The sequence below is a fragment of the Pseudomonas sp. FP2309 genome, assembly GCF_030687575.1.
Taxonomy (GTDB): Bacteria; Pseudomonadota; Gammaproteobacteria; order Pseudomonadales; family Pseudomonadaceae; genus Aquipseudomonas.
In genome coordinates this window covers 5,324,873-5,338,330 of sequence record NZ_CP117439.1, presented here as the reverse complement: position 1 = coordinate 5,338,330, position 13,458 = coordinate 5,324,873, and the positions used below count along the sequence as shown (strand labels likewise).

General features: G+C 60.9%; 13 protein-coding genes. 10 read left to right on the top strand and 3 right to left on the bottom strand.

Annotated elements, in window-relative coordinates:
* The first annotated feature begins 89 nt into the window (after positions 1 to 89).
* The 4 genes from PSH59_RS24680 to PSH59_RS24665 all read left to right on the top strand — a co-directional run bounded on the left by PSH59_RS24680 (position 90) and on the right by PSH59_RS24665 (position 4,422).
* Positions 90 to 1,484: an FAD-binding oxidoreductase gene (locus tag PSH59_RS24680; RefSeq protein WP_248081612.1), complete on the top strand. Its 1,395-nt coding sequence runs from the start codon at positions 90 to 92 to the stop codon at positions 1,482 to 1,484.
* 22 nt (positions 1,485 to 1,506) lie between these two features.
* On the top strand, positions 1,507 to 2,172 hold the full coding sequence (locus tag PSH59_RS24675) for a fumarylacetoacetate hydrolase family protein (RefSeq protein ID WP_305393878.1): 666 nt from the start codon (positions 1,507 to 1,509) through the stop codon (positions 2,170 to 2,172).
* 284 nt (positions 2,173 to 2,456) lie between these two features.
* Positions 2,457 to 3,383 carry an SdiA-regulated domain-containing protein gene (locus tag PSH59_RS24670; protein WP_305393877.1) on the top strand — a complete coding sequence of 309 codons (927 nt, stop codon included), beginning with the start codon at positions 2,457 to 2,459 and terminating at the stop codon, positions 3,381 to 3,383.
* A 121-nt stretch (positions 3,384 to 3,504) separates the two neighbouring features.
* Positions 3,505 to 4,422 carry an SdiA-regulated domain-containing protein gene (locus PSH59_RS24665; protein ID WP_305393876.1) on the top strand — a complete coding sequence of 306 codons (918 nt, stop codon included), beginning with the start codon at positions 3,505 to 3,507 and terminating at the stop codon, positions 4,420 to 4,422.
* Here PSH59_RS24665 and rpiA read toward each other — a convergent pair.
* Complete coding sequence (gene rpiA, locus PSH59_RS24660; protein ID WP_248081604.1) at positions 4,412 to 5,083, bottom strand: ribose-5-phosphate isomerase RpiA; 672 nt, start codon at positions 5,081 to 5,083, stop codon at positions 4,412 to 4,414. The two genes, PSH59_RS24665 and rpiA, sit on opposite strands and share 11 nt — an antisense overlap.
* A 137-nt stretch (positions 5,084 to 5,220) precedes the next feature.
* Between rpiA and ilvA the strand changes: the two genes are divergently transcribed.
* Both ilvA and PSH59_RS24650 read left to right on the top strand, forming a co-directional pair.
* Entirely contained in the window at positions 5,221 to 6,735 is a 1,515-nt protein-coding gene (gene ilvA / locus PSH59_RS24655) for a threonine ammonia-lyase, biosynthetic (protein WP_248081602.1), read from the top strand.
* Positions 6,736 to 6,775: 40 nt separating this feature from the next.
* Positions 6,776 to 7,189, top strand: a complete 414-nt coding sequence (locus PSH59_RS24650; RefSeq protein ID WP_305393875.1) for a DUF2269 family protein — start codon at positions 6,776 to 6,778, stop codon at positions 7,187 to 7,189.
* Between the two features lie 21 nt (positions 7,190 to 7,210).
* Here the strand turns inward: PSH59_RS24650 and PSH59_RS24645 are convergent, their stop codons facing one another.
* Positions 7,211 to 7,867 (bottom strand): HAD family phosphatase, encoded by a 657-nt coding sequence (locus tag PSH59_RS24645; protein WP_305393874.1) that lies wholly within the window; start codon positions 7,865 to 7,867, stop codon positions 7,211 to 7,213.
* Between the two features lie 143 nt (positions 7,868 to 8,010).
* Between PSH59_RS24645 and PSH59_RS24640 the strand changes: the two genes are divergently transcribed.
* Both PSH59_RS24640 and ptsP read left to right on the top strand, forming a co-directional pair.
* Complete coding sequence (locus PSH59_RS24640; protein ID WP_003176750.1) at positions 8,011 to 8,490, top strand: RNA pyrophosphohydrolase; 480 nt, start codon at positions 8,011 to 8,013, stop codon at positions 8,488 to 8,490.
* Positions 8,491 to 8,512: 22 nt separating this feature from the next.
* Entirely contained in the window at positions 8,513 to 10,792 is a 2,280-nt protein-coding gene (gene ptsP, locus PSH59_RS24635; protein ID WP_305393873.1) for a phosphoenolpyruvate--protein phosphotransferase, read from the top strand.
* 117 nt (positions 10,793 to 10,909) lie between these two features.
* Here ptsP and PSH59_RS24630 read toward each other — a convergent pair whose 3' ends face one another.
* Positions 10,910 to 11,656, bottom strand: coding sequence for an NRDE family protein (locus tag PSH59_RS24630; RefSeq protein WP_248081597.1), 747 nt, complete (start codon positions 11,654 to 11,656; stop codon positions 10,910 to 10,912).
* Between the two features lie 120 nt (positions 11,657 to 11,776).
* On the opposite strand from PSH59_RS24630, the gene PSH59_RS24625 reads away from it, so the two are divergent.
* Both PSH59_RS24625 and lgt read left to right on the top strand, forming a co-directional pair.
* Positions 11,777 to 12,559 carry a sulfite exporter TauE/SafE family protein gene (locus PSH59_RS24625; RefSeq protein ID WP_305393872.1) on the top strand — a complete coding sequence of 261 codons (783 nt, stop codon included), beginning with the start codon at positions 11,777 to 11,779 and terminating at the stop codon, positions 12,557 to 12,559.
* A 65-nt stretch (positions 12,560 to 12,624) separates the two neighbouring features.
* Positions 12,625 to 13,437 (top strand): prolipoprotein diacylglyceryl transferase, encoded by an 813-nt coding sequence (lgt, locus tag PSH59_RS24620; protein WP_248081595.1) that lies wholly within the window; start codon positions 12,625 to 12,627, stop codon positions 13,435 to 13,437.
* Positions 13,438 to 13,458: the final 21 nt, after the last annotated feature.

Here is a 13,458-nt window from a genome sequence, read left to right as displayed (position 1 = left end):
GGTATGCTAGCATACGCGCCCCGCTAACACTCATTCCTGCGACGTGAAGCGTTCTCAGGATGACCATGAATTGTTCGAGAGTTCTGTCGATGACCCATCCTGCCCTGATTGATGAGCTAAAGACCCTGGTTGAGCCCGGCAAAGTGCTGACCGACGCCGACTCCCTGGAGGCTTACGGCAAGGATTGGACCAAGCACTTCGCACCCGCGCCCACCGCCATCGTCTTTCCCAAGACGATCGAGCAGGTCCAGGCCATTGTGCGCTGGGCCAATGAACGCAAGGTGGCGCTGGTGCCATCGGGCGGTCGCACCGGCCTGTCGGCAGCCGCTGTGGCGGCCAATGGCGAAGTGGTGGTGTCCTTCGACTATATGAACCAGATCCTCGACGTGAACCTCACCGACCGCACCGCCGTGTGCCAGCCGGGCGTGGTCACCAAGCAATTGCAGAACGTCGCTGAAGAAAACGGCCTGTACTACCCGGTGGACTTTGCATCGTCCGGTTCGAGCCAGATTGGCGGCAATATCGGCACCAATGCCGGCGGAATCAAGGTCATTCGCTACGGCATGACCCGCAACTGGGTGGCCGGCATGAAAGTCGTTACCGGCAAGGGTGACGTGCTGGAACTGAACCGCGACCTGATCAAAAACGCTACCGGCTACGACATGCGCCAACTGTTCATCGGCGCCGAAGGCACCCTGGGCTTCGTCGTCGAAGCCACCATGCGCCTGGACCGGGCGCCGAAAAACCTCACTGCCATGGTGCTGGGCACCACCGATTTCGACTCGATCATGCCGGTGCTGCATGCGTTCCAAAGCAAGCTGGACCTGACCGCCTTCGAGTTCTTCTCCGACAAGGCCCTGGCCAAAGTCCTCGGCCGCGGTGACGTGCCGGCACCGTTCGAAACCGAGTGCCCGTTCTACGCGCTGCTGGAATTCGAAGCCACCACCGAGGAAGTGGCCAACCACGCCCTGGAAACCTTCGAGCACTGCGTGGAGCAGGGCTGGGTGCTCGACGGGGTGATGAGCCAGAGCGAAACCCAACTGCATAACCTGTGGAAGTTGCGCGAGTACATCTCCGAGACCATCTCCCACTGGACGCCGTACAAAAACGATATTTCGGTCACTGTCTCCAAAGTGCCGGCGTTCTTGAAGGAAATTGACGCGATCGTCGGCGAGCACTACCCGGATTTTGAAATTGTCTGGTTCGGCCACATCGGCGACGGCAACCTGCACCTGAACATCCTCAAACCGGAAAGCCTCAGCAAAGACGAGTTCTTCGCCAAGTGCGCTACCGTGAACAAGTGGGTGTTTGAAACCGTCGAGAAGTACAACGGCTCGATCTCCGCCGAACACGGCGTGGGCATGACCAAGCGCGATTACCTGCACTACAGCCGTTCCGCGGTTGAGATCGAATACATGAAAGCCGTCAAAGCGGTGTTCGACCCGAACGGGATTATGAACCCGGGCAAGATCTTCGCTGTTTAACCGCCCCTGAAGGAGTCGTTTCATGAGCTACCAGCACAAGTATATCGACGGCACCAGCATCCACTTTCCGGTGGGTAAAGTGGTGTGCATTGGGCGTAACTACGCCGAACATGCCAAGGAACTGGACAATCCGGTTCCGACTGAGCCGTTGCTGTTCATCAAGCCAGGCAGCTGCGTGGTGCCGTTGGAAGGCGGGTTCGCCATCCCGACCGAGCGCGGTTCGGTGCATTACGAAGCGGAAATCGCGGTATTGATCGGCAAACCGCTGTCGAACAAACCGAGCCGTGAAGAAGTGCTGGATGCCATCTCCGGCTTCGCCCCGGCCCTGGATTTGACCCTGCGCGACAAGCAGGCCGAACTCAAAGCCAAGGGCCTGCCGTGGGAAATCGCCAAGTCTTTCGACGGCGCGGCGGTGCTGGCGCCTTTTGTGGTGAGCAGCACCTTTGCCGACTTCACCGACATCGGCATCCGCCTGACCATCAATGGCGAAGTGCGCCAGAACGGCAACAGCGCGCAGATGCTCAACCCGATCATCCCGATGATCCAGTACATGGCTGGCTGCTTTTCGCTGCAGGCCGGTGACGTGATCCTCACCGGCACCCCGGCCGGCGTGGGCCCGCTGAATGTGGGCGATGAGCTGGTGCTGGAACTGTCGGGCGTCAATCGCTTCGAAAGCGTCGTTCGCTGAGGTCTGACCCGGCGCACTGGATCTCTGTGGCAAGCCCGCTTGCTGTAATAGGCGGGCTTGCTGTGGTAAGCGGGCTATTTGTTGTAGTCGGCTTTTTGTGGTGAGCGGGCTTGCCCCGCGCTGGGCTGCGCAGCAGCCGTCAAGCTCCTACGCCTTCGCCACACCCCCCCATCCGGTCTTTTTGCATTTTTTTCACACGCCATCCGGATAATCCCCAGCCTCCAGGGCGCGGGCCTGTTGATCCTGTGCTATCACCTAACGCTGACTTTCCGGAAAAGCGCCCAATGGCCGTGCCTCTGCCCTCCGTTACACCCAAGCCGCGTTCTCGTTTTGCCCTGCGCTGGTATTCCTGGCTGCTGCTGGCAGGGGTGATCGTCTATGGCGTTTCCTGGGCCATGCATTGGGACGACCGCGGCGTACTCTGGGTGCTGGAACGTTTTGAAACCCCAGCCGAACGCAGCGAAAGTGTATGGCTGCCGGACTACCACGTGGTCATCGATGCCAAGGTGTTGCCGGGCATGGAGAAAGACGAGGCCTCGGATGTGGCCTATAACCCGCAGACCAAAACCCTGTTTTCGGTCATGGGCAAAAACCCCTTCCTCGTCGAGTTGAACCTGCAGGGCGATGTACTGCGCAAGATGCCGCTCAACGGCTGGGACAACGCGGAAGGCGTAACGGTGATGGAAGACGGCATGATGGCGATCGTCGATGAGCGCCAGCATGGCCTGACCCTTGTCAAGGTTGATGCCACCACCCAGCAACTTAATAAGGCCGATTTCCAGACGGTCGACCTGGGGCCCTCCAAAGACCAGAACAAAGCCTTTGAAGCGGTCGCGTGGGATAAGCGCCACCAACAGTTGGTGCTGGGCGAAGAGCGCCCACCGGCGTTGTTCACCTGGAAAAGCGATGGCAGCCAGCCTCTGGTTGGCGACAAGCAGAAACTGGCCAGTAAAGAGCTGGACATGCGCAACCTTTCGGCCCTGGCCGTGGACCCACGCACGGGCCACCTGCTGGTGCTCTCGGCTGACTCCCACTTGCTGCTGGAGCTGGACGAGAAGGGCGAACAAGTCAGCTTCATGACGTTGCTTGGCGGATTCAACGGGCTCAAGGACACGATCCCGCGTGCGGAAGGGGTGACCATGGACGAGAACGGCACGCTGTACATCGTCAGTGAGCCGAACCTGTTCTACCGTTTCGAAAAGCAGAAATAGCACACCGATTACGTCGCATACCTCGCTGGCAGCGGCATTCGCCAGACATTTGGGCGCGTTTAAGTTTAAATTCAGACAGGCGTGATATTCATTCGCCACTTTTGATTTTGAGCCCGCCCCGATGCGTCGATTAGCCCGCCCCAAACCCATCCTATATGTACTCGCGCTGATCGCCCTGATCAGCGCCGGGGCTGTTGCGCAGCACTTTCGCCTGTTCGAGCGCGCCTGGTTCAACTGGCAGGCATGGCGCCAGCCGGCAAATGCCGGTTCGATTGGCCTGGCGGATTACCGGGTGGCCGTGGAGGCCCAGGTCATCGAGGGGCTTGATGACGATGTCTCGGCGCTCACCTACGACCCGGTGCGCAAAAGCCTGTTTACCGTCACCAATAAAAATGCCGAGCTGATCGAATTGTCGCTGGAGGGCAAGATCCTGCGGCGTATTCCCCTGGTGGGCTTTGGTGATGCCGAGGCAGTGGAGTTCATCAGCGACAACATCTACGTCATCACCGATGAGCGCCAGCAGCGTCTGATCAAGGTGCATGTGGACGACGACACCCAGTTTCTCGACGCCGGCGACGCTGAACAAATGACCTTGGGCGTGCATGTCGGCGGTAACAAGGGGTTTGAGGGGTTGGCCTATGACTCGGTGGGCAAGCGTCTGTTCGTGGCCAAGGAGCGCGACCCGATGCTGATCTACGAGGTCCACGGTTTTCCCCATTTCAAGCCGGAAAAGACCTACTCGGTGCACGTGGTCAACAACCCCAAGCGTGACGCCGGGCTGTTTGTGCGCGACCTGTCGAGCCTGCAATACGACGAACGCAGCGGCCACTTGCTGGCGCTGTCGGACGAGTCGTTTCTGGTATTGGAGCTGGATATCGACGGTCGCCCGCTGAGCAGTCTTTCTCTACTCAACGGGCGCCATGGCCTGAACAAGCGAGTGCCGCAGGCCGAAGGCATCGCCATGGATGACGAGGGCACCTTGTACCTCGTCAGCGAGCCGAACCTGTTCTACGTGTTCAAAAAACCGGTCAGGCCTTAAGGGTTTTCACGCCTTCTGGCGTACCCAGCAGCAACACATCCGCCGGACGCGCGGCGAACAGGCCATTGGTGACCACGCCGACAATGGCGTTGATCCGGGTTTCCAGTTCTACCGGGTTGGTGATCTGCATATTAAAGACGTCGAGGATGATGTTGCCGTTGTCGGTCAGCACGCCTTCGCGGTACACCGGGTCGCCGCCCAGTTTGACCAGCTCGCGGGCCACGTGGCTGCGGGCCATCGGGATCACTTCCACAGGCAGCGGGAACGCACCGAGCACCGGCACCAGCTTGCTGGCGTCGGCGATGCAGATGAACGTCTTGGCCACGGCCGCGACGATCTTCTCGCGGGTCAGGGCCGCGCCGCCGCCTTTGATCAGGTTCAGATGTTCGTCGCTCTCATCGGCGCCGTCGACGTAGAACTCCAGGTCGCTCACGGTGTTGAGCTCATACACCGGAATGCCATGACCCTTGAGGCGCGCGGCAGTGGCTTCGGAACTGGCCACGGCGCCGTCGAACGCGCCCTTGTGTTGGGCCAGCGCATCGATAAAGCAGTTGGCAGTGGAGCCGGTGCCGACACCGACGATGCTCTTGTCGTCGAGTTTAGGAAGGATTAAATCGACGGCGGCCTGGGCCACTGCCTGTTTGAGTTGATCCTGGGTCATGCGTGCTCCGGAACGGGCGGGGAGTTATCGAGGCGCGCGAGTATAACCCAACAAAACCTCGGGATTCGTGTGGTCGTACGGCCAAAAGCCGGGTTAGACTCCTCGGCCCTGCCCAACCCGCCCAGTGATTTCCGCCGATGCTTGAACAGTACGTCAAAAAGATCCTCACCTCGCGCGTTTACGACGTTGCCGTAGAAACTCCGCTGCAGACCGCCCGCCAGCTCTCCGAGCGCCTGGGTAATAACGTCTGGCTCAAGCGCGAAGACCTGCAGCCGGTGTTCTCGTTCAAGATTCGCGGTGCGTATAACAAGCTGACTCAATTGACCGCCGAAGAGCGCGCGCGTGGCGTGGTCACGGCCTCGGCGGGCAACCATGCCCAGGGCCTGGCCCTGGCGGCCAAGGTGCTGGGGGTCAAGGCGACTATCGTGATGCCCAAGACCACCCCGGAGATCAAGGTCGAAGGCGTGCGTTCTCGTGGCGGTAAAGTGGTGTTGCACGGTGATTCCTTCCCGGAAGCCCTGGCCTACTCGCTGAAGCTGGTCGACGAAAAAGGCTACGTCTACATTCACCCCTACGATGATCCGCACACCATTGCCGGGCAGGGCACCGTGGCGATGGAAATCCTGCGCCAGCACCCGGGGCCGCTGGACGCGATCTTCGTACCGGTAGGCGGCGGCGGCCTGATCGCGGGGATTGCGGCGTACGTGAAATACCTGCGGCCGGAGATCAAGGTCATCGGCGTCGAGCCGGACGACTCCAACTGCCTGCAAGTGGCGATGGCTGCGGGCGAGCGCGTGGTGTTGCCGACCGTGGGGCTCTTTGCTGACGGCGTGGCGGTGGCGCAGATCGGTCAGCACACCTTTGATATCTGCAAAGACTATGTCGATGAAGTGATCACCGTGAGCACCGATGAAATCTGTGCTGCGATCAAGGACATCTACGACGACACCCGCTCCATCACCGAACCGGCTGGCGCATTGGGCGTGGCGGGGATCAAGAAGTACGTGGAGACCCGTGGTGTCAGCGGCCAGACGTTTGTCGCGATCGACTCCGGGGCCAACGTCAACTTCGATCGCCTGCGCCATGTGGCCGAGCGTGCCGAGCTGGGTGAAGGGCGCGAAGCGATCATCGCCGTGACCATTCCCGAGCAGCCGGGCAGCTTCAAGGCGTTCTGCGAGGCTGTAGGCAAGCGCCAGATCACCGAATTCAACTACCGTTACCATTCCGGCAGCGAGGCGCACATCTTCGTTGGCGTGCAGACTCACCCCGAAACCGACCCACGCAGTGCGTTGATCGCCAGTCTCACTGAGCAGGGCTTTCCGGTGCTGGACCTGACGGAAAACGAACTGGCCAAGCTGCACATCCGCCATATGGTCGGCGGCCATGCGGCCCACGTCAGCAACGAAGTGGTGTTTCGCTTCGAGTTCCCGGAGCGTCCGGGGGCGCTGTTCAACTTCCTGAACAAACTGGGCGGGCGCTGGAACATCTCGATGTTCCACTACCGCAACCACGGCGCGGCCGATGGCCGAGTGGTCGCGGGGCTGCAAGTACCGGCGAACGAACGTCATCTGGTACCCGCAGCGCTGGAGGCCATCGGCTACCCGTACTGGGATGAGAGCGACAACCCGGCCTACACGCTGTTCCTCGGTTGAGCGACTACGCTGAGGATGCGGCCTTTAAGGAAGACGACACATGGAAACCCTGACCACCCTGAAAGTTATCCACATCGCGGCCACCGTGCTGTTGCTGCTCAGCGGCCTGGGCCTGGCGCTGTTGACCTGGCGCAAACGCAGCGCCGGCCCGGCGGTCAGTCTGCAGCGGCCGGGGGCGTTCGTGTGGCTGTTGATGGGCATTTGCCTGGTGAGCATGCCGTTCACCGGCTGGTGGCTGGTGCACCTGACCGGCTGGCCGCTGGGACAGACCTGGATTCTGGGCTCCAGCCTGATTTACACCGTCGCGGCGCTGGCCTGGTTCTGGCTGCTGGCGCGACTCAATCGCCTGCGTAAAGGCGAGGGCGGCAGCGTGAACTTCACGCTGGTGCTCGCAGTGGTGAGCCTGATGGGGTTTGTGGCGATTGCGGGGTTGATGGGGGCCAAGCCGGTTTAAGGCTCGCCCGCGACAGGGTCATCAGCTACGCAGGGTAATCACCGGCCAGCCGCGCTTCTCGGCCTCGGCGCGAAGATTAGGATCCGGGTCCACGGCCACCGGGTGCGTTACCTGCTCCAGCAGCGCTAAATCATTCATCGAGTCGCTGTAGAAATAGCTGTCTTCCAGGCTATGGCCAGTCTCTTGCAGCCAGCGATTCAAGCGCGTCACCTTGCCTTCACGGAAGCACGGCACGTCAGTGCTGCGCCCGGTGTAGCGGCCATTTTCCATCTCGCACTCGGTGGCGATCAGGGTGTCGACGCCCAGGCGTGCGGCAATTGGCGCGGTGACGAACCGGTTGGTGGCGGTGATGATCACCAGCTTGTCGCCGGCGGCGCGGTGCCTGGCCAGCAGCTCTGAGGCCTGCGGCAGCATGATCGGCTCAATGCAGTCGCGCATATAGTCGTTGTGCCACTCATTGAGTTGGGCCATCTCGGTACGGCCGAGAATCTCCAGGCAGAAGTTCAGGTAGGCGGCGTTGTCCAGCTGGCCGGCCAGGTAGTCCTGGTAAAACTCGTCGTTGCGAGCTTTGTAGGCCACCGCGTCAAGAATCCCGCGCTCGCACAGGTAATCGCCCCACGCGTGGTCGCTGTCACCGCCGAGAAGGGTGTTGTCCAAGTCGAATAAAGCCAGGCGCATTGCAGTTACTCGCTGAAAAGTCTGTAAAAAGGCGTCCAGAATACGGTCTTTTCACAAGAGTGCACATAAGCTAAGAAGCCTCGTTGCCGCTTGCGCAAGCTTTGTGGAACAATGCGGCGACATGCGTTTGCGAGGTTGTTGCCGTGATCGACCCCGATGGTTTCCGTCCTAATGTCGGGATCATTCTTACGAATGATGCCGGACAGGTGCTATGGGCTCGCCGAATCAACCAAGATGCCTGGCAGTTTCCTCAAGGTGGAATCAACCCCGACGAAACCCCTGAAGACGCCTTGTACCGTGAGTTGAATGAAGAAGTCGGCCTTGAGCGTGAAGATGTGCAAATTCTGGCCTGTACCCGTGGCTGGTTGCGCTATCGTTTGCCGCAACGCCTGGTGCGTACCCACAGCCAACCGCTGTGCATCGGCCAGAAGCAGAAATGGTTTCTCCTGCGCCTGATCTCTAACGAGCAGCGGGTGCGGATGGATTTGACCGGTAAACCGGAGTTCGATGGCTGGCGTTGGGTCAGCTATTGGTACCCGTTGGGCCAGGTGGTGACATTCAAGCGCGAAGTTTATCGTCGCGCTCTCAAAGAGCTTGCCCCGCGCCTTTTAGCGCGCGACTGACGACGGAGTTCGACCCCGAGCCATGCTCAATACGCTGCGCAAGATCGTCCAGGAAGTTAACTCCGCCAAGGATCTCAAGGCGGCGTTGGGGATTATTGTGTTGCGCGTCAAGGAAGCCATGGGCAGCCAGGTCTGCTCGGTTTACCTGCTGGACCCAGAGACCAACCGTTTTGTGCTGATGGCCACGGAGGGCTTGAACAAGCGCTCCATCGGCAAGGTCAGCATGGCGCCCAATGAAGGTCTGGTTGGCCTGGTGGGGACGCGTGAAGAACCCTTGAACCTTGAAAACGCGGCCGATCACCCGCGTTACCGCTACTTTGCCGAAACCGGCGAAGAGCGCTATGCGTCGTTCCTCGGCGCACCGATCATTCACCACCGCCGCGTCGTCGGCGTGTTGGTCATCCAGCAGAAAGAACGCCGCCAGTTCGATGAAGGTGAAGAAGCCTTCCTCGTGACCATGAGCGCGCAGCTCGCCGGGGTTATCGCCCACGCCGAAGCCACGGGTTCGATTCGGGGTCTGGGCCGTCAGGGCAAGGGTATCCAGGAAGCGAAGTTCGTCGGTGTGCCGGGCTCGCCGGGTGCCGCCGTCGGTACGGCCGTGGTCATGTTGCCGCCGGCCGACCTCGATGTGGTGCCGGACAAGTCCATCGACGACATCGACGCCGAAATCAAACTGTTCAAGACGGCCCTCGAAGGCGTGCGCGCCGACATGCGCAATCTGTCGACAAAACTGGCCACCCAACTGCGCCCCGAAGAGCGTGCGTTGTTTGATGTGTACCAGATGATGCTCGACGACGCGTCGCTGGGCAACGAAGTCAAAACCGTGATCAAGACCGGCCAGTGGGCCCAGGGCGCACTGCGCCAGGTGGTTACCGATCACGTCAACCGTTTCGAATTGATGGATGACGCCTACCTGCGCGAACGTGCCTCGGATGTGCGCGACCTCGGTCGCCGTCTGTTGGCCTATCTGCAGGAAGATCGCACCACCAACCTGGTCTACCCCGACAACACCATCCTGATCAGTGAAGAACTGACGGCCACCATGCTCGGCGAAGTGCCCGAAGGCAAGCTGGTGGGTCTGGTGTCGGTATTGGGCTCGGGTAACTCCCACGTTGCGATCCTGGCCCGGGCCATGGGGATTCCGACGGTGATGGGGCTGGTAGATCTGCCGTATTCCAAGGTCGACGGCATCGACATGATCGTCGACGGCCATCGCGGTGAAGTCTTTACCAACCCCAGCGACGTGCTGCGCAAGCAATACGCCGAAGTGGTTGAAGAAGAGAAACAACTGGCGCTGGGCCTCGATTCGTTGCGCGAACTGCCGTGCGTGACCACCGACGGCCATCGTGTACCACTGCTGGTCAACACTGGCCTGCTGGCCGACGTTGCCCGCGCGCAACAGCGTGGCGCCGAAGGGGTGGGGCTGTACCGCACCGAAGTGCCGTTCATGATCAACCAGCGTTTCCCGAGCGAGAAGGAGCAGCTGGCGATTTATCGCGAGCAACTGCAGGCCTTCCACCCGTTGCCGGTGACCATGCGCAGCCTGGACATCGGCGGCGACAAGTCACTGTCGTATTTCCCGATCAAGGAAGACAACCCCTTCCTTGGCTGGCGCGGTATCCGCGTGACCCTCGACCACCCTGAAATTTTCCTTGTACAGACCCGCGCCATGCTCAAGGCCAGCGAAGGCCTGAACAACCTGCGCATCCTGCTGCCGATGATCTCCGGCACCCATGAGTTGGAAGAAGCCCTGCACCTGATCCACCGCGCCTGGGGCGAAGTGCGCGACGAAGGTGCCGACGTACCGATGCCGCCGATTGGCGTGATGATCGAAATCCCGGCGGCGGTGTACCAGGCCAAAGAGCTGGCGCGGCAAGTGGACTTCCTGTCGGTGGGCTCCAACGACCTGACCCAATACCTGCTGGCCGTGGACCGTAACAACCCACGGGTGGCCGACCTCTACGACTACCTGCACCCGGCGGTGCTGCAAGCGCTGCAACACGTCGTGCGCGACGCCCACGCCGAGGGCAAGCCGGTGAGTATCTGCGGTGAGATGGCCGGCGACCCGGCTGCGGCGGTGCTGTTGATGGCGATGGGCTTTGACAGCCTGTCGATGAACGCCACCAACTTGCCAAAGGTGAAGTGGATGCTGCGCCAGGTTGAACTGAGCATGGCCAAGGACCTGCTGGCCGAGTTGATGACCATCGACAACCCGCAAGTTATCCACAGCTCGCTGCAACTGGCGCTGAAGAACCTGGGGCTGACACGCATGATTAACCCGGCTTCCGCCAAAACCTTGTAACCGATCGTTCCCACGCTCTGCGTGGGAATGCAGCACCGGGCGCTCTGCGTTCGCCTTTAAAGCGTGACGCAGAGCGTCACAAGAGGCATTCCCACGCAGAGTGGGGCGATCATGCCGCTAAATTCTGAGCTCTACTTCACCCAGCCGCCCCCCCATCGGCCCAAAACTACGCTCCACCATCTGTCGCGTCCCATCGGCATTCACAATAAGCGCCGTACTGGCTCGTGTCCCATAAGTAGGGCTGGCGATAAACACGCTCGACAACAGACTTTCGGTGGCCAGGCCGACGCCGGTATCCGGTAACTCGGCAAAGGGGGCGGTCTGCGAATCGCTTAATATGTCCAGCAAGGCCTCAGGCTGCGGGTTATCCAAGCCTTCACGCAATGCTGCCTTGGCCTTGACCAGCTTCGGCCAGGGCGTATCCAGGCCCGCATTGGATACGCCATACACGCCTTCCTTCAAACGTGTCGGTTCAGTCTCGTTGGCGTTGTAGTGCCACAGCTCATCTTGCGTTCCCAGCAGCAGGTTGAAGCCGGCATATTCAATCGAGCGGCCGTTAACTTCGGCCAAATAGTCGTCAACGGACAGCGATCCACTGAGAAACCGCGCAACCAGTTCCCCGCGCGACTTGCGTGCCGGCGGCTGGTGCGGATCACGGATATTGGTCAGGGCTGCAAATCGCCCATCGGCATTGACCCCCAACCAGGTGCCGCCCGCTTCCAGATCGCGGCCGGCATAGACATGGGGCGCATCTTCCCACTGGGCCAAGGGCAGGCTGGGGCGTGCGTAGAACTCGTCGCGGTTGGCCGCGACGATCAGCGGTTGGGCGTGGCCCGGTCGCCAGGCGAAAACAATCAGGCACATCAGGTCGTCCCTTTTGTGTTTTTTGCCACTCTACCGACTCAAGCAAAGGCGTTCCATCGTATCCAGTTGGGTCGCATGCCTTCCATCCGTTAACATGCCGGACTTGCTTCGGGGGCTCCCATGGAATTTGTGCTGTATTTGCTGCTGGGTGCCTGCGCGGGCGTGCTCGCCGGGCTGTTTGGCGTAGGCGGCGGGATCATTATTGTGCCGGTGCTGGTGTTCAGCTTCACCTTGCAGGGTTTCGATCCCCAGGTGCTGACCCATCTGGCGGTGGGCACCTCCCTGGCGACCATCATCTTTACGTCGGTCAATGCCGTGCGCGAGCATCACCGACGGGGCGCGGTGCGGTGGCCGATCTTTGTGTGGATGACGGTGGGCATCCTGATCGGCGCGGGCTTTGGCGCACTTACTGCCGAGGCGATTTCCGGCCCTCACTTGCAAAAGATCATCGGCGTTTTCGCATTGATCATCGCTGTGCAGTTGGCTCTGGAGGTCAAGCCCAAGGCCAGCCGCATGGTGCCGGGCAAGCTCGTGCTGACCCTGGCCGGCACGGTGATTGGCTGGGCCTCGGCGATTTTCGGCATCGGCGGCGGCTCGCTGACGGTGCCCTTTTTGACCTGGCGCAGTGTGCCGATGCAGCAGGCGGTGGCGACGTCGTCTGCCTGTGGCCTGCCGATTGCCCTGGCCAGTGCGTTAAGTTTCATGATTCTGGGCTGGCATGACCCCCTGCTGCCCGCCCATAGTCTGGGGTTCGTGTATTTGCCGGCGCTGCTGGGCATAGCCCTGACCAGCATGGTGTTTGCCCGCTTCGGCGCGCGCCTGGCACACCGGTTGTCGCCGCGGTTGCTCAAGCGCCTGTTCGCTGCTCTGCTGTTTTGCGTCGGCTTAAACTTTTTGTTGTAACGCAGGCTTAATCGCGCACGGGCATGGTCCGGGCGCTATCACGAATGATTGAACGAGGAGTCGCAATGCTGCCTTACCCGCAGATCGACCCGGTGGCCCTGGCCATCGGTCCGCTGAAAATCCACTGGTACGGGTTGATGTACCTGATCGGCATCGGCGGCGCCTGGCTGCTGGCCTCCCGACGCCTGAACCGTTTCGACCCGACCTGGACCAAGGAGAAACTCTCCGACATGGTGTTCTGGCTGTCGATGGGGGTGATCGTCGGCGGGCGCCTGGGGTATGTGCTGTTTTACGATCTGCCTGCGTACATCGATAACCCGACGCTGATTTTCGAGGTGTGGAAGGGCGGCATGGCGTTCCACGGTGGGTTTATCGGCGTGATGATCGCCGCCTGGTGGTTTGGCCGGCGCAACGGCAAGTCGTTCTTCCAACTGATGGACTTTGTCGCGCCACTGGTCCCGATCGGCCTGGGTGCCGGGCGCATTGGTAACTTTATCAATGCCGAATTGTGGGGCAAACCGACCGACGTGCCATGGGCCATGGTCTTCCCGCCGTTCAGCGACCCGGCGCAATTGCCGCGTCATCCGTCGCAGCTGTACCAGTTTGCTCTCGAAGGCGTGGCGTTGTTCGTGATTCTCTACCTCTTCTCGCGCAAGCCGCGTCCGACCATGGCCGTTTCCGGCATGTTCGCGCTGTTCTACGGGATCTTCCGCTTTATCGTCGAGTTCGTGCGCGTGCCGGATGCACAGTTGGGCTACCTGGCGTGGGGCTGGTTGACCATGGGGCAGGTGCTCAGCATCCCGATGATCCTTGTCGGCCTGGGGCTGCTGTGGTGGGCGTACAATCGCCCGCAGCCGCTGAAGCACACCGCGCTTTGAATTCGAATGCCGGGGCCTGCT